The sequence below is a fragment of the Massilia sp. NBRC 108631 genome, from assembly GCF_059704565.1.
Genome location: NZ_BAAKJE010000168.1, coordinates 12,407 through 33,514, shown reverse-complemented (window position 1 = coordinate 33,514; position 21,108 = coordinate 12,407). Strand labels below are relative to the sequence as shown.

The following is a 21,108-nucleotide window of genomic DNA, read 5'->3' as shown; positions in this document are numbered from 1 at the left end:
GCAACCCCGATTATTTTAACTTTCCGCCCATTTTTCCATGATTTCCGCGACAGCCGGCAGCTGGCCCAGGAACAGGTCCACCAGCTGCGGATCGAAATGCAGGCCGCGCTGCGCGCGCAGGTGGTCGCAGGCCTGTTCCACGGTCCATGCCTGTTTGTAGGGACGCACCGACGTTAGCGCGTCGAACACGTCGGCCACCGCGACGATGCGCCCGGCCAGCGGAATCTGTTCGCCTTTCAGGCCCTGCGGGTAGCCGCTGCCATCCCATTTCTCGTGGTGGTTCTGCGCCACCTGGCAGGCCACGGCCAGCATGCCCGTGGCGTGGCGGCCGATGATGTCGGCGCCGATGGTCGGGTGGGTTTGCATCACGCGCCATTCGTCCTCGTCCAGCTTGGCGGGCTTTTGCAGGATGCGGTCGGGGATGCCGATCTTGCCGATGTCGTGCATGGGCGCGGCGTTGAACAGGTCGTCCACATCGTCCTCGTCCAGGCCGCAGGCAATGGCCAGCAGGCGCGTGTAGTGGCTCATGCGGATCACGTGCAGCCCGGTTTCATTGTCCTTGTATTCGGCGGCCAGGCCGAGGCGCTGCACGATCTCGAGGCGGCTCGCTTTCAGTTCGTCCAGCCGCACCAGCGACAGGTGCAGGCGCACGCGCGCCTTCACCACGGCAGGGCTGACCGGCTTGGTGATGTAGTCCACCGCGCCCGCTTCGAAGCCGTCCACCTCGTCGGTGCTGTCGGTCAGCGCGGTGACGAAGATGACCGGGATGCCGGCCGTGGCGGGATCGGCCTTCAGGCGGCGGCACACCTCGTAGCCGGTCATGTCGGGCATCATCACGTCCAGCAGGATCAGGTCGGGCTGCTCCTTGGCGGCCAGTTCAAGCGCGCGCGGGCCGTCCTTGGCGAACAGCAGGCTATGGCGCTCCTGCAGGATTTGCCGCAGCAGCTGCAGGTTGGTGGATTCGTCGTCGACCGCGAGGATGACGGGAAGGCGCTTGGGTGGTTGTGTCATGGTGTGCTCCCGGCCGGCGCCGGCAGGCAGGACGCCAGCAGCGCCTGCAGCCGCGCGTGGGCCGCGCTGAAATCGAAATCGTCTATCGCTTGCTGCAGTTCCCGCAGGCGCTGTGGCGGGACATGCGACGCCAGTGCTTGTGCCAATTGTTCCATAGCGGCTTCGTCGAAGGCGCCACTGTCGATGGAGCGCTGCAGGGTGGCGCCCAGGCGCTGCACCAGCGCTTCATCGAGCGGTGCGTGCGGTTCCGGGCCGGGGGCTGCGGCGGGTGCGGCGGTGGTGGCGGCCGCGCCGGCAGCCGCAGCGGTGCCAGCGGTGGCAGCGGTGGCGGTGGCGTTGGCGAGCAGGAGGTCGATGGCCGCGATGGCTTCGGCCAGGCGCTGCTCCACCGCGTCCAGCAGCGGCGCTGCCGTGGCCGGCGCCGCCACCGCGCTGCCGCGCCACGCTTGTTCGAGACGGTCCAGCGTTGCGGCCAGCTGCTCCAGCCCCAGGTTGCCGGCCGCGCCCTTGAGCTGGTGCGCCAGTGCCGCGGCAGCGGCGAAGCTTGCCTGGCCGGCGCCATCGGCGGCATCGGCGAGGCCGGCGCCCAGCCGCCGCAGTTCGCCGGTGGCGCCCGCGCGGTCGGCGGCGAAGCTGCGCAGCGCGCGGTGATACGCGCGCTCCTCGCCGGCCCAGCGGTGCAGCGCGTGCTGGTGGTTCAGCACTTGCTGCAGGGTTTCCGGGCCGCTGGCCTGGGTTTGCTCGTCAATGGCGATACCCAGCACCATGGCCAGTTCGCGGCCCAGCACGTGCATGTCCACCGGCTTGGGCGCGAAGCCCTCCATGCCTGCCGCATTGGTGGCCTCGCGGTCTTTTTCCAGCACGCTGGCGGTCATAGCGATGATGGGCACGCGCGGGCGGCCGCGCTGCGCTTCCTGCGCGCGGATGCGGCGCGTCGCTTCCAGGCCGTCCATGCCCGGCATCTGCACATCCATCAGGATCACGTCGAAGCGGCCTTCGGCGGCCAGCTGCACCGCGATGGCGCCGTCGCTGGCGCCGGTGATGCTGTGGCCCTGCTTGCCCAGCAAGAGGGTGAGCAATTCCAGGTTTTGCGGCACGTCGTCGGCCGCCAGGATGTTCAGCGGCGGCAGCTTGATGCACGGCGCCGCGCGCTGCTGCGCCGGCTGGCTGAGCGCGGCCGTCATCGGCAGCACCACGTGGAAGGCGCTGCCGTGGCCCTCGGTGCTGGTGGCCCAGATCTGGCCGCCCATCAGTTCGGCCAGCTGCTTGCAGATGGTGGTGCCCAGCCCCGTGCCGCCGAAACGCCGGTTCATCGACGCGTCGGCCTGGGTGAAGGGTTCGAAAATGGCGGCCAGGCGGCTGGCCGGAATGCCGATGCCAGTGTCGCTGACGATGAAGTGCACGCAGTCGCCGTCCGGCCCGTTCTCGCGCGCCACCGCCAGCGTGACGTTGCCCTGGGCGGTGAACTTGATGGCGTTGCCCAGCAAATTGCTCAGCACCTGGCGCACCCGCAGCTCGTCGCCGTGCAGGCTGTGCGGCATGGCCGGATCGTAGGCGATCGACAGCTTCAGCCCTTTCGCGCCGGCGTTGCTGCCCATGGTGGAGGACAGCTCGTCGATCAGGGCCAGCAGGTTGTAGTCGGCCAGCTCCAGTTCCACCGCGCCCTTGTCCAGCTTGGCCGTGTCGAGGATTTCGTTGAGCAGGCGCAGCAGCGAGCGCGCCGAGTTGCGCACCGTGTTCAGGTGGCGCCGCTGGTCGCTGGCCAGTTCGCCCTGCAGCAGCACGTCGGTGAAGCCGAGGATGGAATTCATCGGGGTACGGATCTCGTGGCTCATGTTGGCCAGGAAGGCGGCGCGCGCGGCGGCGGCCTGCTCGGCGCGCTCCTTGGCCGCGCGCAGCTCCTCTTCCATGGTGCGGCGGCCGCTGATGTCGAGGATCACGCCGTCCAGCCATTGCACTTTGCCTTCGTCGTTGAGGATGGCGCTGCCGTTTTCCCACAGCCAGCGGATGCTGCCGTCCTGGTGCAGCAGGCGGTATTCCAGCAGGAAGGGCTGGCCGTTTTCCACCGCCGCGTCCAGGCCGCGCGCCACCTGTTCATGGTCGTCCGGGTGGATCAGGTCGCCGAAGCAGCGCTTGGGCGGCGCGCCGAGGAAATCCGATGCCGGGTAGCCGGTGACGCTTTCCACCGCCGCGCTGACGTAGACCATGGGCCAGCCGGGCGCCATCAGGCTGCGGTAGGAAATGCCGGGGATGTTGCCGATCAGGGAGCGGAACTGCTGTTCGCTGGCGCGCAGCTGCTGCTCCATGGCCTTGCGCTCGCTGATGTCGGTGACGAAGCAGACGTACAAGTCCTTGTCGGCCAGGCGCGCGTGGCCGTAGGCATTGCGCAGCGGGACCAGGGCGCCGTTCTTGTGCAGGCCCAGCACGTCCTGGCTCTCGCCGATCACGCCCTCCCTGCCGTCGTTCAGGTGGCTCAGGATACCGTCGCGCTGCGAGCGCGCGGGATCGGCGATCAGCACGCGCACGTTGCGGCCCAGGATGTCTTCGCGGCGCCAGCCGAAAATGCGCTCGGCGGCCGCGTTGAATTCGCGGATAGTGCCGTCCGACTCCATGGTGATGACGCCGTCGACGGCGGTGGCCAGCAGCGCGCGCATCCACGATTCGCTCTGGCTGAGCTGGAAGAACAGCGCGCGGTAGCGCAGCATGCCGTTGGCCGACAGTACCAGCAAGGTGAACGAGACGGTGATCAGGGTGACGGCCAGCGCCAGGAAACCGGCGTTGCTCACGCCGCCGGCCGTGCCGGGCGGCACGGTGCCGACGAAGCGCGCCGCCGCCATGCCGGTGTAGTGCATGCCGGCGATGGCGCAGCCCATGATGACGCTGGCGATGGCCAGCCGGGCGCCGCCGCCCAGGCGGCCGCGCAGCGCGTTCAGGCCGAAGCGCACCCACAGCGCCAGCGTGGCCAGCGCCACCGCCACCACGATGGACAGCGCGAACATGGCCGGGTCGTAGCGCAGCGTGAGGGCGCTGCGCATGGCGGCCATGCCGGTGTAGTGCATGGCGCCGATGCCGGCGCCCACCAGCACGCCGCCGGCCAGCAGCTGCCAGCGGCCGATCTGCTGGCGGCTGATCAGCGACAGCGCCACGAAGGACGCGGCCACGCTGGGCAGCATGGACCAGATGGTGATGGCGCGGTCGTAATCGACGCTGGTGCACAGGTCGAAGGCCAGCATGCCGATGAAATGCATGGCCCACACGCCGCTGCCCAGTGACAGGCTGCCGGTCAGCAGCGCGGCGCTGCGCAGCCGCGCGCTGGTGGCGGCGCCGGCCTGGCCGGCCATCTGCAATCCCATCCAGGAGGAAAACGCCGCCACCAGGATGGACAAGGCAACCAGCCAGGGATCGTAGCGCCCGAAACTGAGCATAGTGGGGTCGGAGGGCGGCGAGAACAGCTGCGCCAGGTAGTCGATAACCATGATGTGCGGGCGGGGCAAAGCCGCCGGGGTAGTGCCAGGGAAGGAATTACTCGGCCAGCAGGCGCGCGATATCGTCCGTCAGTTCTTCCGGCTTGGTGGTGGGGGCGTAGCGCTTGTAGACCGTGCCGTCCTTGCGGATCAGGAACTTGGTGAAGTTCCACTTGATGCCTTCCGTGCCCAGCAGGCCGGGCGACTGTTTTTTCAGGTGCTGGTACAGCGGGTGCGCGCCGCTGCCGTTCACGTCCACCTTGGCGAACATGGGGAAGCTCACGCCGTAGTTCTTTTCGCAGAAGGCGCCGATGTCCTCGGCCGTTCCGGGTTCCTGGGCGCCGAACTGGTTGCAGGGGAAGCCCAGCACCACCGCCCCCTGGTCCTTGAACTGCTGGTACACCGCCTCCAGGCCCTGGTACTGCGGCGTGAAGCCGCACTTGCTGGCCGTATTGACGATCAGCAGCACCTTGCCCTTGTACTGCGCCAGCTCGGCCGGCGCGCCGGACAGGGTGTCGGCCTTGAAATCGAATACTGTGGTCATGGGCGTCCTTAGATGATGTTCAGGTGTTCGGTGCCGGCCGACAGGTCGCGCGTCTTGGCGGCCTTGCCTTCCAGCTTGATGGCCAGGCGCAGGTCGTTGACCGAATCGGCGTTGCGCAGCGCGTCCTCGTAGCTGATCACATCGGCCTCGAACAGGTCGAACAGCGACTGGTCGAAGGTCTGCATGCCCAGCTCGCGCGACTTCTTCATCAGCTCCTTGATCTCGTGTACCTGGCCCTTGAAGATCAGGTCCGAGATCAGCGGCGAGTTGAGCAGGATTTCGATGGCCACGGCGCGGCCCTTGGTTTCCTTGCGCGGAATCAGGCGTTGCGACACCATGCCCTTCAGGTTGAGCGACAGGTCCATCAGCAGCTGCTGGCGGCGCTCCTCGGGGAAGAAGTTGATGATGCGGTCGAGCGCCTGGTTGGCGCTGTTGGCGTGCAGGGTGGCCAGGCACAGGTGGCCGGTTTCGGCGAAGGCGATGGCGTGGTCCATGGTCTGGCGGTCGCGGATCTCGCCGATCTGGATCACGTCCGGCGCCTGGCGCAGGGTGTTCTTCAGCGCCACTTCCCAGTCGTCGGTGTCCACGCCCACCTCGCGCTGCGTGATGATGCAGTTGCGGTGCGGGTGCACGAATTCCACCGGGTCCTCGATGGTGATGATGTGGCCGTAGCTGTTCTCGTTGCGGTAGCCCACCATGGCCGCCAGCGTGGTCGACTTGCCCGAGCCGGTGGCGCCCACCATGATCACCAGGCCGCGCTTGGACATCACCACGTCCTTCAGCACTTCCGGCAAGCCCAGCTCTTCCAGCTTGGGGATGGCCGAATTAATCGTGCGCAGCACCATGCCCACGGCGCTCATCTGCACGAAGGCCGACACGCGGAAGCGTCCCAGGTCGCCCGGGCTGATGGCGAAGTTGGCCTCCTTGGTCAGCTCGAAGCCGGCGGTCTGCTTGTCGTTCATGATGGAACGGGCCAGGTCCGAGGTGTGGGCGGCGGTGAGCGGCTGGGCCGACACCGGCGTCATCTTGCCGTCGATCTTCATCGCCGGCGGGAAGCCGGCCGTGATGAACAGGTCCGAGCCGTTCTTGCTGACCATCAGGCGCAGCAAGTCGAACATGAATTTGGAGGCCTGGTCGCGTTCCATCTGGTGTGCTTTCGTTTAGCCCGGGAAGTTGTCGGGGATCTTGGCGGCGTTGCGCGCGGCGGCCGGCGAGATCAGGTTGCGGCGCACCAGGTCGGTCAGGTTCTGGTCCAAGGTCTGCATGCCGACGTTGCTGCCGGTCTGGATGGCCGAGTACATCTGCGCGATCTTCGCTTCGCGGATCAGGTTGCGGATGGCCGGCGTGCCGACCATGATTTCGTGCGCCGCCACGCGGCCGGAGCCGTCCTTGGTCTTGAGCAGCGTTTGCGAAATGACCGCCTGCAGCGATTCGGACAGCATGGCCCGCACCATTTCCTTTTCCTCGGCCGGGAACACGTCGACGATGCGGTCGATGGTCTTGGCGGCGGAGGAGGTGTGCAGGGTGCCGAACACCAGGTGGCCGGTTTCGGCCGCCGACAGCGCCAGGCGGATGGTCTCCAGGTCGCGCAGCTCGCCCACCAGGATGGCGTCCGGGTCTTCCCGCAGCGCCGAGCGCAGCGCGTTGTTGAACGACAGCGTGTGCGGTCCCACTTCGCGCTGGTTGATCAGGCACTTCTTGGAGTCGTGCACGAATTCGATCGGGTCCTCGATGGTGAGGATGTGGCCGTACTCGTTTTCGTTGAGGTGGTTGACCATGGCCGCCAGGGTGGTGGACTTGCCCGAGCCGGTCGGCCCCGTCACCAGCACCAGGCCGCGCGGCTTGAGCGCGAATTCGGCGAAGATCTTGGGCGCGTTCAGTTCTTCCAGGCTGAGGATCTTGGACGGAATGGTGCGCAGCACGGCGGCCGCGCCGCGTTCCTGGTTGTAGGCGTTGACGCGGAAGCGCGCCAGGCCGGGAATGGCGAAGGAAAAATCGCACTCCAGCATTTCCTCGTAGGCCTTGCGCTGGCCGTCGTTCATGATGTCATAGATCATGCCGTGCACGTCCTTGTGCTCGAGCGGCGGCAGGTTGATGCGGCGTACGTCGCCGTGGACGCGGATCATGGGCGGCAGGCCGGCGGACAGGTGCAGATCGGAAGCTTTGTTCTTGACGGAGAATGCGAGTAATTCGGAGATGTCCATTTATAATCCCAGTGCTGCGTTTCGGGGAGAGGCCTGCGGAACCGGCCCAACCAGCCAGCCCGATGATTATGTCCAGAATAGCCCAGAACTTGCAAGCAGTGATCAGTACAATTGTTGCCTCCGAGCACGAAGCGGGCCGTCCGGCGCAGTCCGTGCGCTTGCTGGCCGTGTCGAAGACCTTCGGCGCGGAGGCGGTACTGGAAGCGGTGCAGGCCGGGCAGCGCGCGTTTGGCGAAAACTATGTGCAGGAGGGCGTGGACAAGATCCGCGCGCTGGCTGCGGCCACGCCCATGCCGGACCAGGCACTGGAGTGGCATTTCATCGGGCCTATACAAAGTAACAAGACGCGGCCCATCGCCGAGCATTTCGACTGGGTGCACACGGTGGAGCGCGAGAAGATCGCGCTGCGCCTGAGCGAACAGCGTCCGGCCGGACGGGCGCCGTTGAATATCTGTTTGCAAGTAAACATCAGCGGGGAAGCCAGCAAGAGCGGCGCGGCGCCGGACCAGGTGGCGGCGCTGGCGCAGGCGGTGGCCGGGCTGCCGAACCTGCGCCTGCGCGGGCTGATGGCCATTCCCGAACCGGAAGACGATCTCGACAAGCAGCGCGCGGCATTTCGCCGCGTGCGCGAACTGTATGACGCGCTGTGCGCGCAAGGCCTGGCGCTCGACACGCTGTCGATGGGCATGTCCGGCGACATGCGCGCGGCGGTGCTGGAAGGCGCCACCATCGTGCGGGTGGGCAGCGCCATATTCGGCGCGCGCAGCTACGCGGCGACTTCCGCGGCCACACCCGCGGTTACCCCTAAAGGACAAGTATGAAAATTGCATTCATCGGCGGCGGCAATATGGCCGCGGCACTGATCTCCGGCCTGGCCGGCAAGCTGACGGCGGGCGCCAACATCCACGTGGTGGACCCCAGCGCGGCGGCGCTGGAGAAGCTGCGCGCGCAGTTCGGCGTGAGCACGTCGGCCGCGCTGCCGGGCGCGCCCCACGCGCCGGACGCCGGCGTGGCGGGCGGCGACGGGGCCGCCGTTGCGGCCGCAGCAGGCTACCAGGCGGTGGCCAGTGCGGACGTGATCGTGCTGGCGGTGAAACCGCAAAGCATGCGCGAAGTGGCGCAGCAACTGCGCCCGCTGCTGCCATTGCCAGGCGGCGCGGCGGCGGCCGGCCCGCTGCTGGTGTCGATCGCGGCCGGCATCCGCGCGGCGGAACTGTCGCGCTGGCTGGGCGGCTACGGCGCCATCGTGCGCTGCATGCCGAACACGCCGGCGCTGATCGGCATGGGCGTCACCGGCATGGCCGCGTCGGCCGGCGTGAGCGCGCAGCAGCGCGCGGCGGCCGACGCCATCATGAAAGCCGTGGGCGGCACCGTGTGGCTGGACGACGAGGACAAGATCGACGCCGTGACGGCGGTGTCGGGCAGCGGCCCGGCCTATGTGTTCTACTTTATCGAGGCGATGCAGAAGGCGGCCGAGGAACTGGGCTTGAGCGCCCAGCAGGGCAAGGACCTGGCGCTGGCCACCTTCGCCGGCGCGGCGCAGCTGGCGGCGCAGTCGGACGAGCCGGTGTCGCTGCTGCGCGAGCGCGTGACGTCGAAAGGCGGCACCACCTACGCGGCGCTGAGCAGCATGGCGGACGACGGCGTGGCCGAGGCGATCGGCCGCGCCATGAAAGCGGCCGCCGCGCGCGGCCAGGAGCTGGGCCGCGAGTTCGGCGGCGCGGACTGAGGCTGGCGGCTTGCGCCGGGCAGGCCCGGCTGCGCCGCCCCGCGATCCTGGCCGATGGGGCGTAGCGGGGGCGGGAAGCGCGCAAGCCGCCGCGGCGCGGCATCAGCGTTGCATCAGCGCTGTTTGGCGCCGATCACCAGGCCGGCCAGCAGGCCGACCGCCGCGCCCATCGCCACCGCGCCCCATGGATGTTCATGGACGTAATTGTCGGTAGCCTTGGCCGCCAGCTTGCTGCGTGCCAGCATGCTGTCTTCCAGCCGCAGCAGGTCGGTCTTGGCGGTCTGCAGGGTTTCCTTGAAAGCGGCCTTGGCGTGTTCGATCTCGGCGCTGCCATCCTTGACGGCCGTGCTCAGCCATTGTTCGGCATCGGTGACGGCGTCGCGCAGGTGGCTCAGCAGGCGTTCGCGGTCGGCGCCCGCGTCGTTGCGCAAGGTGCTGCCGCTGGCTTGGTTGGTATTCTGGTCCATGGATAGCCTCTATGCAGTGGTGGATAAGGCAGGGACGCGCCGCTTGCCACATGGCTTGCTTCAGCGTAGCGCGTAGTCCAGCGCAACGCCTGCAAAGACAGCCGCCCCCAGCCAGTTATTGTGCCGGAACGCGGCAAAGCAAGGCGCACGTTCGCGGCCGCGTATCAAGGTGTAGTGGTAGGCCGCGATGGCGCCCGCCGCCGCCAGCCCCAGGTGGAACGGCCAGCCCAGGCCGAACTGGCGTCCCGCCGCCAGCAGCATGCCCAGGTACACCGCGTAACACAGCATGACGATGGCCACGTCGTAGCTGCCAAAGGTGATGGCCGAGGTCTTGATGCCGATTTTCAGATCGTCGTCGCGGTCCACCATCGCGTACTCGGTGTCGTAGGCCACGGCCCAGAACACATTGGCCGCCAGCAGCCACCACGCCACGGCCGGCACCGCGCCCTGCACGGCGGCAAACGCCATCGGGATGCCGAAGCCGAAGGCGATGCCCAGGTAAGCCTGCGGGATGGCGAAAAAGCGCTTGAAATATGGATAAGTGGCGGCGATCACGACCGCCGCCACGCTCAGCTGCTTGGTCAGCGCGTTCAGCGGCAGGATCAGCAGGAAGGCCAGCACCGCCAGGGTGGCCGCCACGGCCAGCGCCTCCTTGCCGCTGATGCGCCCGCTGGTGATCGGGCGTTCGGCGGTGCGCTTCACGTGGCGGTCGAAATCCTGGTCGGCGTAATCGTTGACGGCGCAGCCGGCCGAACGCATCAGCAGGGTGCCCAGCGAGAAGATGAGCAGCAGGCGCCCGTCCGGCACGCCGCCGCTGGCCAGCCACAGCGCGGCCAGGGTGGGCCACAGCAGCAGCACGGTGCCGATGGGTTTGTCGAGGCGTACCAGGCGGAAGTAGAGCTGCAGCTTGTTCATCGCGTTCGGGAGCTAGGCAAAAACGCGATTATAGACCCTGCCAGGCGCTTAGGCGGAGGCCTCGTCCTGGCACAGCGGGGTGACGCCCGGCAGGTCGCATTCGGCCACGGCGCTGCAGATGGCGTCGATGGCGGCCTTGCGCGTAAAACTCTTGCGCCAGACGATGACCACGCGGCGCGACGGCGCCGGCTGCTCGAAGGGCCGGAACTGCAGCATGCCGTCCTTCACGCCCATGTCCGGCACCGAGGCGCGCGGCAGCACGGTCAGGCCGATGCCGCTGGCCACCATGTGGCGGATGGTCTCCAGCGAGGAACCCTCGAAGGTGCGCTGCATGCCGTTGCCGGGCGAGGAAAAGCGCGCCATTTCCGGGCACACCTCGAGCACCTGGTCGCGGAAGCAGTGGCCATTGCCCAGCAACAGCATGGTCTCCGTCTTCAAGTCCTCGGCCGGGATGCTGTTGCGCGCAGCCCACGGATGCTGGCGCGGCATCGCCACCACGAAGGGCTCGTCGTACAGGGTCTGCAGGGCCATGCCGTGGTCGGGCAGGGGCAGCGCCATGATGGCCGCGTCCAGTTCGCCCTGGCGCAGCATCTCCAGCAGCTTGACCGTGAAGTTTTCCTGAAGGATGAGCGGCATCTGCGGCACATTCTCTATCATGGCCTTCACCAGGGGCGGCAGCAGATAGGGGCCGATGGTGTAAATGACGCCCAGGCGCAACGGCCCGGCCAGCGGGTCCTTGTTTTGCTTGGCGAGTTCCTTGATGGCGGCGGTCTGTTCCAGCACGCGCTCGGCCTGGGCCACGATCTGCGCGCCCAGCGGGGTGACGGAAATTTCGGCGCCGCCGCGTTCAAACAGGACGACACCCAGCTCGTCTTCGAGCTTCTTGATGGCAACCGAGAGCGTAGGCTGGGCAACGTAACAGGCTTCGGCGGCGTGTCCGAAGTGTTTCGCTCGCGCAACAGCGACGATGTATTTCAATTCGGTCAGTGTCATAAATGTATTTGAACACAGGCAATGATTGGGCGCAATGCCGAAAGGGGCCAGCTGTCCAGCGCAACTAAATAGTATTGTAGCGTAAGGGCATGGCTATAATTGCCCGGACCGGCTGTGCCCAGGCAGCCGACCAACCTGGCGAGGCAAGCATGTCAACCACATTTGGCCACGAAGAAGCGCAGGCCTACATCCACAAGCTGCTCAAGGTGATGCACCAGACCGGCGGCTCGGACCTGTTCATTTCCGCCGATTTTCCGCCCAGTATCAAGTCGCAGGGCGCCATGAAACCGCTCAGCCAGCAGCGCCTGACCGGCGAAGTGACGCGCGCGCTGGCCATGGCCATCATGAACGACAAGCAGCGCAACGAGTTCGCCGCCGAGATGGAATGCAATTTCGCCATCTCGCTGCCGGACGTGTGCCGCTTCCGCGTCAACGTGCTGATGCAGCAGCAGAACGTGGCCATGGTGATCCGCACCATTGCCTCCGAGATCCCGAATTTCGCGAAGCTGGACCTGCCCGAGGTGCTCAAGGACGTCATCATGGCCAAGCGCGGGCTGGTGCTGGTGGTGGGAGGGACCGGCTCGGGCAAGTCGACCACGCTGGCGGCCATGATCGACTACCGCAACAGCAACTCGGCCGGGCACATCATCACGGTGGAAGACCCGGTCGAATATGTGCACAAGAACAAGGGCTGCCTGGTGACGCACCGCGAGGTGGGCGTGGACACGCATTCCTGGCACAACGCGCTGAAGAACACGCTGCGCCAGGCGCCGGATGTGATCCTGATCGGCGAGATCCGCGACACCGAGACCATGGAGCACGCCATCGCCTTCGCCGAGACCGGCCACCTGTGCCTGGGCACCCTGCACGCCAACAACGCCAACCAGACCATGGACCGCATCATCAACTTCTTCCCGGAAGAGCGGCGCAACCAGCTGCTGATGGACCTGTCGTCGAACCTGAAGGCCATCGTGTCGCAGCGCCTGGTGCGCACCGAGGACGGCAAGGGGCGCAAGGCCGCCATTGAGATCCTGCTGAACACGCCGACCATCGCCGAGATGATCTTCAAGGGCAATTTCCACTCCATCAAGGAAATCATGGCCAAATCGCGCGAGCTGGGCATGTGCACCTTCGACCAGGCGCTCTACGAGCTCTATAATAAGGGCTATATCTCCTACGAAGAGGCGCTGCGCAACGCCGACTCGGCCAACGGACTGCGGCTGCAGATCAAGCTGCGCGGCGACCGCAAGGAGCCGGGCGAGGGCGGCGGTGGTGCAGCCGGGCCGGTTGGCGAGCTGAGCATGCAAATCGACCAGGAAGAGGAAGACGCCGAGCCCGGCCACTAACCAACGGAACCTATGCCCCAATTCGAAGAAAAAATCTGCAGCCGCGCCGAACTGGCGGCGCGCGTGGCCGCCTTGCCCCAGCCGGTGGTGCTCACCAACGGCGTGTTCGACATCCTGCACCGCGGCCACGTGACCTACCTGGCGCAGGCGCGCGCGCTGGGCGCCGCGCTGGTGGTGGCGGCCAATACGGACGCGTCGGTGAAGCGGCTGGGCAAGGGCGACGACCGCCCGCTGAACGCTTGCGCGGACCGCATGGCGGTGCTGGCGGCGCTGGAATCGGTCAGCCTGGTGGTGCCGTTCGACGAGGACACGGCGCTGGAAGTGGTGCAGGAAGCGCGGCCCGGGATCTACGCCAAGGGCGGCGACTACGACATGACGGCCATCCCCGAGGGCAAGGCCGTGATCGCCTACGGCGGGCAGGCGGTGGCGATCGACTTCGAGCACGACCGCTCCACCACCAAGCTGCTGGCCAAGGTGCGCACCTTCGGCGGCTGAGTTATCTTTTCTTGAGGATGGTGATCTTGCCATCCGCTTCAAGGAAGACGCACTGCATTTCGTCGAGGCTGCAGTCCTGCTCGCGCAGGGCTTGCTGCATGTCGCCCTCGGCGACGCGGTTGCGCTTGACGACCTCCTGGAAGATCTTGCCGTCGCGCCCCAGCAGGACGGCGGTGCCGTCGACCAGTTCGGCCGCCTTGCGGCTGCGGGACGTGATGAAGGCGATCGCCATGTTCAGCGCAATAAGGGTGGCAGCGATCAGCAAGCCGGCGGGAATGGAATTATCGCCGCCGGACAGCGAGTTCGACACCGACTCGCTCAGCAGCATGACGACCAGCAGATCGAAGGGGGTAAACTGGCCCACGGTGCGCTTGCCCGCCACGCGCACCATGACCAGCAGCACGGCGTAGATGATCGCCCCCCGGGCGACCAGCTCCCACCACGGCAACTCCATCTCGAACATACCCCCTCCCTGCGGCGCCTATACGACCTTATACGACGAAGCGCAGCGCCACGCCAACACCGTAGAGCTGAGCAAGCTGAGCCGCATTTCCCCCACTTCGGGGTCAGACCCCGAAGTGGGGGGGGATGCGGCTCAGGCCGCTTGTCGGATGTCGGGTGGAGTTATAGGGATTTTCCGAGCTGGCGCAGCAGGCGCGACAGGGTGCGCGGTGACATGTGCAGATATTGTGCGATGGCGCGAATGGAGTAGGCGGACGACAGGTAGGCGCGCAAGGCCGCTTCTTGCCAGCAGGCGAAGCGGGCAAAGTACTGGTCGATGGGCTCTGCCGGCACGGTGCTTGCGGCGGGCGGCGCACGTTTGGCCGCCTTGGCCGCGAGGCGCTGGGACGCGAGCGGATCGGGCAAGCCATGGCCCTGCATGACGAATTCGGCGTAAGCCTGGATGTGGCGTTCACGCGGGCCGGTCCCGAACTGGCTTAGCAACCAGTCTGTGTGCAACCAGTCTGGCCGGCGGGTCAAGCCAAGCAGGGCGCGGTGGCTGCTCCATTTCCAGGCCGACGCCACCGCGGCCAGCTGGGCCCGGACGGGATTCAGGACAAGGTAGCGTGCCACCTCCAGCAGGTATTCCTGGCGGTCGATGATCTCGGCGCTGTAGCGGCTTTGCGATACGTGGCCAAGATGCTGGTACTTCCGGTTGAAGTACTGGAAATACTTGCCGTTTAGATAGCGCATGCCGGCCGCGATGTTGCCGAGCGGGGTCTCCACCGCCAGGTGGAAGTGGTTCGGCATCTGGCAGTAGGCGTGGACGATGAACTGGAATCGCGCAGCGGTCTCTCCCAGCATGCCCAGCCAGACCCGATAGTCATTGCCATCGACGTAAATGGTGGTGCGGCGAACGCCGCGCGCCGTGACGTGATAGAGGGCGCCGCATGCCTGGGTGCGAAGTGGTCTGCTCATGCCGCAATATACCGCCGGGGCACCGCGGCATATTGATGCCCATCAACTTTTCACTGGCGAGCTGAGCCGCATTTGGCCTAAGTCGGGGTCTGACCCCGCTGTGCGGGGGATGCGGCTCAGGCTGCTAGCCTTGGGGTGTCAGGCGCCGCCGCTGTAGCCGTTTTGGCGCCAGGCTTCGAATACGACCACGGCGACCGTGTTGGAGAGGTTGAGGCTGCGGTTGTCGGGGCGCATGGGGAGACGGATGCGCTGGCTTTCGGGGAAGCTGTTGCGCAGCTCCGGGGCCAGGCCGCGCGTCTCGGAGCCGAACACGAAGTAGTCGCCGGGCTGGAAGCGGCATTGCGCGAACGGCGAGGAGCCGTGCGTGGTCATCGCGTACATGCGCGCCGCGTCGGGCTGCTCGCTGGCCAGGAAGGCGTCCCAGCTTTTGTGCACTTTCATGCTGGCATACTCGTGGTAGTCGAGCCCGGCACGCTTCATCTTGCTGTCTTCCAGCGGAAAGCCCAGCGGCTCGATCAGGTGCAGCCGGGCGCCGGTGTTGGCGCACAGCCGGATGACGTTGCCGGTGTTGGGCGGGATCTCGGGGTTGACTAGTACTACGTGGAACACTGCGTTTCTCCTGTTAACTATAATGCGGCGGCGTGCGCGCGAACACCAGGCAGGTGATGCGCGCGGCGCCGTGGCGCTTGAATGCGGCGGCCAGTTCGTCCAGCGTCTGGCCGCTGGTCATGACGTCGTCGACAATGCCGATGTGGCGCCCTTCGACCAGCGCCCGGTCCGCTACCGCGAAGGCGTGCGCGATGTTGGCGCGCCGCTCGGACGGCTGCACCAGGCTTTGCGCGGCCGTGTCGTGCACCCGGGCTGCCAGGCGCGGGTGCACGGCGATGTCGAGCCGCCGGCCCAGCGCGCGGGCGATTTCCAGCGCCTGGTTGAAGCCGCGCTCGGCCAGCCGCTGCGGCCCCAGCGGCACCGGGCAGAGCACGGCGGGCCGCTCGAATCCCGGCGCGGCCTGGACCGCGTCGGCCAGCGCGCGGCCGAACAGCGCGGCCAGCGCCAGCCGGCCGCCGAATTTGAGCTGCAGCACCAGCTGGTCTTGCGGCATGGCATAGTCGGCGGCGGCCAGCGTGGCGTCGAAGGCGGGCCGGTGCGCGAGGCAGCTGCCGCACACGGCGCCGCCCCGGCTGGCCGGCATCGGCGCGCCGGGCGCCTGCGCGTGCCACTGCCCCGCCAGCGGGTTGGCGCAGACCCCACAACGCGGACGCGCCGTGCCGAATATCTGCGCATGGCATTGCTGGCAAGTTTGCATGCCGGTCCAGGCTTCCCCGCCGCACAGCACGCAAGCGCCCGGCAGCAATGTGTGGCTGGCGCGCGCCAGCAGCGCGCGCAGCCGGCCACGGGACAGCAGTCCGGGCCGCAGGCGGGCCGGCGGGGCTGCGCCGGCGTCGATGGCGGCCGGCGCGGCAACCGCTGCGCCGGGCGCGGATTCAGGGCCAGGCATCGCACTTCCCCTTAACCATGTAAACTGCCGCCATTATCTCACCCATCCGACCGCGAGTCTGACCGATCATGCAAGTTCCCGCCAAGCCGCCGAAATTGAGCGCGCCCATCGACATCGAGCGCGTGCGCGCGCTGTTTTCCCGCCCCGAGCGCATCGCGCCGTCCGATTTCCTGCGCCGCGAGATTGCGTCGCGCATGCAGGACCGCCTGCAACTGGTGAAAATCGTGCCGCAGCGGGTGCTGGACGCGGGCTGCGGCGCCGGCGCCGATTTGCCGATGTTGCAAAAAATGTATGCCGCCGCCCAAATCCTGGGCGTGGACGCCGCCGAGCCGATGGCGCGCGCGGCCGCCGCCGCCAGTCCGGCGCCGAAAGGCGGACTGAACCAGCTGATCAGCAAGCTGCTGCCGTCCAAGACCGGGGTCGACCTGGTGTGCGGCGATTTCGCCGAGCTGCCGCTGGCGCTGCACAGCATGGACCTGGTCTGGTCCAACCTGGCGCTGCACTGGCATCCGCAGCCGGACCGCGTGTTCGCCGAGTGGCGCCGCGTGCTGCGGGTCGAGGGCTTGCTGATGTTTTCCTGCTTCGGCCCGGACACGTTCGCCGAGCTGCGCACCGCCTTTGCCGAGGTCGACCTGTTCCCGCACGCGCTGCCCTTCGTGGACATGCACGACTTTGGCGACCAGCTGGTGGAGGCCGGCTTTTCCACCCCGGTGCTGGACATGGAGAAGATCACCGTCACCTATGGCACGCCGCAGGCGCTGCTGGCCGACGTGCGCGCCTGGGGCGGCAATCCGCTGGCCACGCGCCGCCAGGGCCTGCTGGGCCGCGCCGGCCGGGACCGCCTGCTGGCCGCGCTGGAGCGCCAGCGCCGCCCGGACGGCAAGCTGGGCCTGACTTTCGAGGTGCTTTACGGACATGCTTTCCGCCCGGCACCACGCAGCACCAGCCAGGGCGAGTCGATTGTCCGCTTCGACCTGCCGCGCAAGCCCGGGAAATAGGCCGGCGCCAGGCGGCCCGCTGTGGAATAGCGTCCCGCATATGTGGCAAATAACGCCAAAGCACTGACGATTGGGCTTGCGTAACAGATAATTTCCTTGATGCCCCTAGGGGTGTTGACTATAATCCTTGACTAATTTTGCCATCATTTCGTCTTGTATAAGTATTACCAAAATACAGGGTGGGGGGACTTTAGGTGTTGTAGCGTACGGCGGCTATTCAGAACATCGGACGGCTGCCTTTAAAAATATTAATTATTTCTTGGGTGGTTGGGGAAAACATGAAACATGCAAAGCGATTTCAATCGTTGATGCTCGCGCTGTCGATGACAGCCGCCGCAGTCCCGTCCTGGGCGGCGGAGACGGCTGCAGCGGCTACTGAATACTCGAAGGCCACCGGCGGTACCGGCGGTCCCATGGTCAACCAGCTGAACCTGCAGGCGCCCGCCACCGCCATCGCTGCGGACATCTACAGCCTGCACAACCTGATGATGTACATCTGCCTGGCGATCTTCATCGCCGTGTTCGGCGTGATGTTCTATTCCATCCTCAAGCACCGCAAGTCGCTGGGCCACAAATCGGCCTCCTTCCACGAGTCCACCGCGGTCGAAATCGCCTGGACCATCGTGCCGTTCCTGATCGTCATCGGCATGGCGCTGCCCGCCACCAAGACCGTGGTGGCCATGAAGGACACCTCCAACGCCGACATCACCATCAAAGCCACCGGCATGCAGTGGAAATGGGGCTACGACTACCTGAAGGGCGAGGGCGAGGGCATCACCTTCATCTCCAACCTGTCCACGCCGCGCTCGCAAGTGGGCGCGCCGGGCGTGGCGCCGACCGAGAAGCGCGGCGACGCTTACCTGATGGAAGTCGACAACGAGGTGGTGGTGCCGGTCAATAAGAAGATCCGCATCGTCACCACCGCCAACGACGTGATCCACGCCTGGACCATTCCCGCCTTCGGCGTGAAGCAGGACGCCATCCCCGGCTTCGTGCGCGACACCTGGTTCAAGGCGCAGCACACCGGCGTCTACCGCGGCACTTGCGTGGAACTGTGCGGCAAGGACCACGCCTTCATGCCTATCGTGGTGCGCGTGGTCACCGCCGAGGAGTACACCGCCTGGGCCGACAAGAAGAAAAAGGAACTGGCCGCCCTGGCGGACGATCCGAACAAGACCTGGACCATCGATGAACTGAAGACCAAGGGCGAGAAAGTGTACTCGGCCAACTGCGCCGTGTGCCACCAGGCCAACGGCAAGGGCGTACCTGGCGCCTTCGCGCCGCTGGACGGCTCCGCCGTCGTCAACGGCGAGAAAGCGGCCCAGATCCACGTGCTGCTGAACGGCCAGAAGACCGGCAAGTTCCCGGCCGAGATGCCGGCCTGGAAGCAGCTGTCGGACACCGACATCGCCGCCGTCATCACGTATACGCGCAACAGCTGGTCGAACAAGCCGGCCGAAAACATCGTTCAACCGGCCGAAGTCCTGGCTGCACGCAAGTAATTAGGAGTTGCACATCATGAGCACGACTATCGATCACGCACACGATCATGCGCATGGCCACGACCATGGTCATGACCACGGACACGACCACGCACACGACCACCCCAGCGGCTACCAGCGCTGGCTGTTCGCCACCAACCACAAGGATATCGGCACGCTGTACCTGTGGTTCTCCTTCATCATGCTGCTGTCCGGCGGCGTGCTGGCGCTGATGATACGCACCGAGCTGTTCCAGCCCGGCCTGCAGTTCTTCCAGCCTGAGTTCTTCAACCAGCTCACCACCATGCACGGCCTGGTGATGGTGTTCGGCGCCATCATGCCGGCCTTCGTCGGCTTCGCCAACTGGATGATCCCGCTGCAGATCGGCGCATCCGACATGGCGTTCGCGCGCATGAACAACTTCTCGTTCTGGCTGCTGCCGCCTGCCGCGCTGCTGCTGGCCGGCTCGTTCTTCGTGCCTGGCGGCGCCACCGCCGCCGGCTGGACGCTGTACGCGCCGCTGTCGACCCAGATGGGCCCCGGCATGGACATGGGCATCTTCGCCATGCACATCATGGGCGCGTCCTCGATCATGGGCTCGATCAACATCATCGTCACCATCCTGAACATGCGCGCGCCCGGCATGACCCTGATGAAGATGCCGATGTTCTGCTGGACCTGGCTGATCACCGCCTACCTGCTGATCGCCGTGATGCCGGTTCTGGCGGGCGCCATCACCATGACCCTGACCGACCGCCACTTCGGCACCTCGTTCTTCAACGCCGCCGGCGGCGGCGACCCGGTCATGTACCAGCATATCTTCTGGTTCTTCGGCCACCCCGAGGTGTACATCATGATTCTGCCGGCTTTCGGCATCGTCTCGCAGATCATCCCGGCCTTCGCCCGCAAGACCCTGTTCGGCTACCACTCGATGGTGTACGCCACCGCGTCGATCGCGATCCTGTCCTTCATCGTCTGGGCGCACCACATGTTTACCACCGGCATGCCGGTGACTTCGCAGCTGTTCTTCATGTACGCCACCATGCTGATCGCGGTGCCGACCGGCGTGAAGGTGTTCAACTGGATCGCCACCATGTGGAAGGGTTCGATGACCTTTGAAACCCCGATGCTGTTTGCCGTGGGCTTCATCTTCGTGTTCACCATCGGCGGCTTCACCGGCCTGATCCTGGCCGTGACCCCGATCGACATCCAGCTGCAGGACACCTACTACGTGGTGGCGCACTTCCACTACGTGCTGGTGGCCGGCTCGCTGTTCGCGCTGTTCGCCGGCTTCTACTACTGGGGTCCGAAGTGGACCGGCCACATGTACAGCGAAGCGATGGGCAAGACCCACTTCTGGCTGTCGCTGATCACCTTCAACATCACGTTCTTCCCGATGCACTTCCTGGGCCTGGCCGGCATGCCGCGCCGCTACGCCGACTACGCGGCGCAGTTCACCGACTTCAACGCCATCGCTTCGATCGGCGCCTTCGGTTTCGGCCTGAGCCAGGTGTTCTTCCTGTTCTTCGTGGTGCTGCCGACCATCCGCGGCGGCAAGCCTGCCGGCGACAAGCCATGGGAAGGCGCAGAAGGCCTGGAGTGGACCGTGCCGTCGCCGGCGCCGTTCCACACCTTTGAAACCCCACCGCAAGTGAAATAATCATGGCCGCCCCTCAAGCCGACAAGAAGCAGGGCAACCTGAAGCTGGCGCTGATCCTGGGTTCGATCGCGCTGGTGTTCTTCGTGTCGGTGTTCGTCAAACGCGGCTGGCTAGGCTGACATGAGCGTCAAGGCCGAAAACCTGCGCATGCTGCGGAAGCTGATCATCATCGCGGTGATGATGTTCGGCTTCGGCTACCTGCTGATCCCGGTGTACAAGCATATCTGCGAGGTGCTCGGGATTAACATGATCACGCAGAAGGACGGCACCGTCTCGCTGGACCCGAAGAATACCCAGGTCGACAGCAGCCGGCTGGTGACGGTGGAGCTGGACAGCAATGCGCACGGCCCGTGGCGTTTCCGCGCCACCCAGCGCAGCATCCAGGTCCATCCGGGCGAACTGGCCACGGTGGTGTACGAAGTGGTCAACACGCAGCCGCGCACGGTGAACGCGCAAGCGATTCCGAGCTACGCGCCGAACAGCGCCACGGCCTATTTCAAGAAGGTGGAGTGCTTCTGTTTCCAGCAGCAGACCATGAAGGCGAACGAGGCGCGGCAGATGCCGGTGGTGTTCTTCATCGACCCGGCTTTGCCGAAGGACGTGAAGACCATCACGCTGTCGTACACGTTCTTCGAGATCGCGGGACTGGATAAGACTGCCTCAAACTAGGAGGCCAAGATGGAAGAAAAGAAGCAAACAGCTTCTTTCATGTATTCGATGAAAGCGGTGATATGGTCGTTCTTCGGCCTGCGCCGGAAAAAGGATTTTGACCAGGACGGGGCCAAGCTCAACCCCTTCCACGTCATCATCGCCGCCTTGATAGGCGTGGCGCTGTTCATTGGCTTGCTGATAACAATAGTGAAGTTCGTAGTTTCACAGTAATT

At 66.0% G+C, this 21,108-nt stretch carries 22 protein-coding genes; 10 read left to right on the top strand and 12 right to left on the bottom strand.

Features of this window, described 5'->3' with window-relative positions; translation table 11 throughout:
* Window positions 1-15: 15 nt before the first annotated feature.
* The 5 genes from AC6H42_RS17385 to AC6H42_RS17365 are packed head-to-tail and all read right to left on the bottom strand — an operon-like array spanning window position 16 to window position 7,223.
* Window positions 16-1,011: an HD-GYP domain-containing protein gene (locus AC6H42_RS17385; protein WP_057153249.1), complete on the bottom strand. Its 996-nt coding sequence runs from the start codon at window positions 1,009-1,011 to the stop codon at window positions 16-18.
* Window positions 1,008-4,487, bottom strand: a complete 3,480-nt coding sequence (locus AC6H42_RS17380) for an MHYT domain-containing protein (protein ID WP_497548576.1) — start codon at window positions 4,485-4,487, stop codon at window positions 1,008-1,010. The genes AC6H42_RS17385 and AC6H42_RS17380 overlap by 4 nt, the downstream gene beginning before the upstream one ends.
* A 46-nt stretch (window positions 4,488-4,533) precedes the next feature.
* Entirely contained in the window at window positions 4,534-5,019 is a 486-nt protein-coding gene (locus tag AC6H42_RS17375; protein ID WP_497548575.1) for a glutathione peroxidase, read from the bottom strand.
* A gap of 8 nt (window positions 5,020-5,027) precedes the next feature.
* Complete coding sequence (locus AC6H42_RS17370) at window positions 5,028-6,164, bottom strand: PilT/PilU family type 4a pilus ATPase (protein ID WP_057153252.1); 1,137 nt, start codon at window positions 6,162-6,164, stop codon at window positions 5,028-5,030.
* A gap of 15 nt (window positions 6,165-6,179) precedes the next feature.
* A complete protein-coding gene (locus tag AC6H42_RS17365; RefSeq protein ID WP_056398579.1) occupies window positions 6,180-7,223 on the bottom strand; it encodes a type IV pilus twitching motility protein PilT in 1,044 nt (347 codons plus the stop codon).
* 68 nt (window positions 7,224-7,291) lie between these two features.
* Here AC6H42_RS17365 and AC6H42_RS17360 point away from each other — a divergent pair, with 68 nt between their 5' ends.
* Window positions 7,292-8,044, top strand: a complete 753-nt coding sequence (locus tag AC6H42_RS17360) for a YggS family pyridoxal phosphate-dependent enzyme (RefSeq protein WP_057153682.1) — start codon at window positions 7,292-7,294, stop codon at window positions 8,042-8,044.
* Complete coding sequence (gene proC / locus AC6H42_RS17355) at window positions 8,041-8,952, top strand: pyrroline-5-carboxylate reductase (RefSeq protein ID WP_497548574.1); 912 nt, start codon at window positions 8,041-8,043, stop codon at window positions 8,950-8,952. The genes AC6H42_RS17360 and proC overlap by 4 nt, the downstream gene beginning before the upstream one ends.
* 113 nt (window positions 8,953-9,065) lie before the next feature.
* On the opposite strand, the gene AC6H42_RS17350 is transcribed toward proC, so the two are convergent.
* The 3 genes from AC6H42_RS17350 to AC6H42_RS17340 are packed head-to-tail and all read right to left on the bottom strand — an operon-like array spanning window position 9,066 to window position 11,327.
* Window positions 9,066-9,419: an ElaB/YgaM/YqjD family protein gene (locus tag AC6H42_RS17350; protein WP_057153254.1), complete on the bottom strand. Its 354-nt coding sequence runs from the start codon at window positions 9,417-9,419 to the stop codon at window positions 9,066-9,068.
* 60 nt (window positions 9,420-9,479) lie between these two features.
* Window positions 9,480-10,334, bottom strand: a complete 855-nt coding sequence (ubiA, locus tag AC6H42_RS17345; RefSeq protein ID WP_497548573.1) for a 4-hydroxybenzoate octaprenyltransferase — start codon at window positions 10,332-10,334, stop codon at window positions 9,480-9,482.
* A gap of 48 nt (window positions 10,335-10,382) precedes the next feature.
* The gene (locus AC6H42_RS17340; protein WP_057153256.1) at window positions 10,383-11,327 is read right to left on the bottom strand and encodes a hydrogen peroxide-inducible genes activator; all 945 of its coding nucleotides are present in this window, start codon (window positions 11,325-11,327) and stop codon (window positions 10,383-10,385) included.
* Between the two features lie 149 nt (window positions 11,328-11,476).
* Here AC6H42_RS17340 and AC6H42_RS17335 point away from each other — a divergent pair, with 149 nt between their 5' ends.
* Window positions 11,477-12,673, top strand: coding sequence for a PilT/PilU family type 4a pilus ATPase (locus tag AC6H42_RS17335; RefSeq protein ID WP_497548572.1), 1,197 nt, complete (start codon window positions 11,477-11,479; stop codon window positions 12,671-12,673).
* 12 nt (window positions 12,674-12,685) lie between these two features.
* Entirely contained in the window at window positions 12,686-13,168 is a 483-nt protein-coding gene (locus AC6H42_RS17330) for an adenylyltransferase/cytidyltransferase family protein (RefSeq protein WP_057153258.1), read from the top strand.
* A 1-nt stretch (window position 13,169) separates the two neighbouring features.
* On the opposite strand, the gene AC6H42_RS17325 is transcribed toward AC6H42_RS17330, so the two are convergent.
* The 4 genes from AC6H42_RS17325 to AC6H42_RS17310 all read right to left on the bottom strand — a co-directional run bounded on the left by AC6H42_RS17325 (window position 13,170) and on the right by AC6H42_RS17310 (window position 16,085).
* Entirely contained in the window at window positions 13,170-13,631 is a 462-nt protein-coding gene (locus AC6H42_RS17325; protein ID WP_057153259.1) for a DUF421 domain-containing protein, read from the bottom strand.
* A gap of 161 nt (window positions 13,632-13,792) precedes the next feature.
* On the bottom strand, window positions 13,793-14,587 hold the full coding sequence (locus AC6H42_RS17320; RefSeq protein ID WP_057153260.1) for a transposase: 795 nt from the start codon (window positions 14,585-14,587) through the stop codon (window positions 13,793-13,795).
* Between the two features lie 138 nt (window positions 14,588-14,725).
* On the bottom strand, window positions 14,726-15,196 hold the full coding sequence (trmL, locus tag AC6H42_RS17315; protein WP_057153261.1) for a tRNA (uridine(34)/cytosine(34)/5-carboxymethylaminomethyluridine(34)-2'-O)-methyltransferase TrmL: 471 nt from the start codon (window positions 15,194-15,196) through the stop codon (window positions 14,726-14,728).
* A 13-nt stretch (window positions 15,197-15,209) separates the two neighbouring features.
* Window positions 15,210-16,085, bottom strand: a complete 876-nt coding sequence (locus tag AC6H42_RS17310; protein ID WP_497548571.1) for a ComF family protein — start codon at window positions 16,083-16,085, stop codon at window positions 15,210-15,212.
* 68 nt (window positions 16,086-16,153) lie between these two features.
* Here AC6H42_RS17310 and AC6H42_RS17305 point away from each other — a divergent pair, with 68 nt between their 5' ends.
* The 6 genes from AC6H42_RS17305 (at window position 16,154) to AC6H42_RS17280 (ending at window position 21,106) form a co-directional block, all read left to right on the top strand.
* A complete protein-coding gene (locus tag AC6H42_RS17305; RefSeq protein WP_057153262.1) occupies window positions 16,154-17,083 on the top strand; it encodes a methyltransferase domain-containing protein in 930 nt (309 codons plus the stop codon).
* A gap of 278 nt (window positions 17,084-17,361) precedes the next feature.
* Window positions 17,362-18,585, top strand: a complete 1,224-nt coding sequence (coxB, locus tag AC6H42_RS17300) for a cytochrome c oxidase subunit II (RefSeq protein WP_057153263.1) — start codon at window positions 17,362-17,364, stop codon at window positions 18,583-18,585.
* 16 nt (window positions 18,586-18,601) lie between these two features.
* Entirely contained in the window at window positions 18,602-20,224 is a 1,623-nt protein-coding gene (gene ctaD / locus AC6H42_RS17295) for a cytochrome c oxidase subunit I (RefSeq protein ID WP_497548570.1), read from the top strand.
* A gap of 2 nt (window positions 20,225-20,226) precedes the next feature.
* On the top strand, window positions 20,227-20,343 hold the full coding sequence (locus AC6H42_RS17290; protein WP_229418041.1) for a cytochrome oxidase small assembly protein: 117 nt from the start codon (window positions 20,227-20,229) through the stop codon (window positions 20,341-20,343).
* Window position 20,344: 1 nt separating this feature from the next.
* The gene (locus AC6H42_RS17285) at window positions 20,345-20,893 is read left to right on the top strand and encodes a cytochrome c oxidase assembly protein (protein WP_057153265.1); all 549 of its coding nucleotides are present in this window, start codon (window positions 20,345-20,347) and stop codon (window positions 20,891-20,893) included.
* A 9-nt stretch (window positions 20,894-20,902) separates the two neighbouring features.
* Window positions 20,903-21,106: a DUF2970 domain-containing protein gene (locus AC6H42_RS17280; protein ID WP_057153266.1), complete on the top strand. Its 204-nt coding sequence runs from the start codon at window positions 20,903-20,905 to the stop codon at window positions 21,104-21,106.
* Window positions 21,107-21,108 lie beyond the last annotated feature (2 nt).

Excerpts from the sequence above, each read along its gene's own strand:
- AC6H42_RS17385 (WP_057153249.1), bottom strand. The coding sequence starts at position 1,011 with ATGACACAACCACCCAAGCGCCTTCCCGTCATCCTCGCGGTCGACGAC.
- AC6H42_RS17380 (WP_497548576.1), bottom strand. The coding sequence starts at position 4,487 with ATGGTTATCGACTACCTGGCGCAGCTGTTCTCGCCGCCCTCCGACCCC.
- AC6H42_RS17375 (WP_497548575.1), bottom strand. The coding sequence starts at position 5,019 with ATGACCACAGTATTCGATTTCAAGGCCGACACCCTGTCCGGCGCGCCG.
- AC6H42_RS17370 (WP_057153252.1), bottom strand. The coding sequence starts at position 6,164 with ATGGAACGCGACCAGGCCTCCAAATTCATGTTCGACTTGCTGCGCCTG.
- AC6H42_RS17365 (WP_056398579.1), bottom strand. The coding sequence starts at position 7,223 with ATGGACATCTCCGAATTACTCGCATTCTCCGTCAAGAACAAAGCTTCC.
- AC6H42_RS17360 (WP_057153682.1), top strand. The coding sequence starts at position 7,292 with ATGTCCAGAATAGCCCAGAACTTGCAAGCAGTGATCAGTACAATTGTT.
- proC (WP_497548574.1), top strand. The coding sequence starts at position 8,041 with ATGAAAATTGCATTCATCGGCGGCGGCAATATGGCCGCGGCACTGATC.
- AC6H42_RS17350 (WP_057153254.1), bottom strand. The coding sequence starts at position 9,419 with ATGGACCAGAATACCAACCAAGCCAGCGGCAGCACCTTGCGCAACGAC.
- ubiA (WP_497548573.1), bottom strand. The coding sequence starts at position 10,334 with ATGAACAAGCTGCAGCTCTACTTCCGCCTGGTACGCCTCGACAAACCC.
- AC6H42_RS17340 (WP_057153256.1), bottom strand. The coding sequence starts at position 11,327 with ATGACACTGACCGAATTGAAATACATCGTCGCTGTTGCGCGAGCGAAA.
- AC6H42_RS17335 (WP_497548572.1), top strand. The coding sequence starts at position 11,477 with ATGTCAACCACATTTGGCCACGAAGAAGCGCAGGCCTACATCCACAAG.
- AC6H42_RS17330 (WP_057153258.1), top strand. The coding sequence starts at position 12,686 with ATGCCCCAATTCGAAGAAAAAATCTGCAGCCGCGCCGAACTGGCGGCG.
- AC6H42_RS17325 (WP_057153259.1), bottom strand. The coding sequence starts at position 13,631 with ATGTTCGAGATGGAGTTGCCGTGGTGGGAGCTGGTCGCCCGGGGGGCG.
- AC6H42_RS17320 (WP_057153260.1), bottom strand. The coding sequence starts at position 14,587 with ATGAGCAGACCACTTCGCACCCAGGCATGCGGCGCCCTCTATCACGTC.
- AC6H42_RS17310 (WP_497548571.1), bottom strand. The coding sequence starts at position 16,085 with ATGCCTGGCCCTGAATCCGCGCCCGGCGCAGCGGTTGCCGCGCCGGCC.
- AC6H42_RS17305 (WP_057153262.1), top strand. The coding sequence starts at position 16,154 with ATGCAAGTTCCCGCCAAGCCGCCGAAATTGAGCGCGCCCATCGACATC.
- coxB (WP_057153263.1), top strand. The coding sequence starts at position 17,362 with ATGAAACATGCAAAGCGATTTCAATCGTTGATGCTCGCGCTGTCGATG.
- ctaD (WP_497548570.1), top strand. The coding sequence starts at position 18,602 with ATGAGCACGACTATCGATCACGCACACGATCATGCGCATGGCCACGAC.
- AC6H42_RS17290 (WP_229418041.1), top strand. The coding sequence starts at position 20,227 with ATGGCCGCCCCTCAAGCCGACAAGAAGCAGGGCAACCTGAAGCTGGCG.
- AC6H42_RS17285 (WP_057153265.1), top strand. The coding sequence starts at position 20,345 with ATGAGCGTCAAGGCCGAAAACCTGCGCATGCTGCGGAAGCTGATCATC.
- AC6H42_RS17280 (WP_057153266.1), top strand. The coding sequence starts at position 20,903 with ATGGAAGAAAAGAAGCAAACAGCTTCTTTCATGTATTCGATGAAAGCG.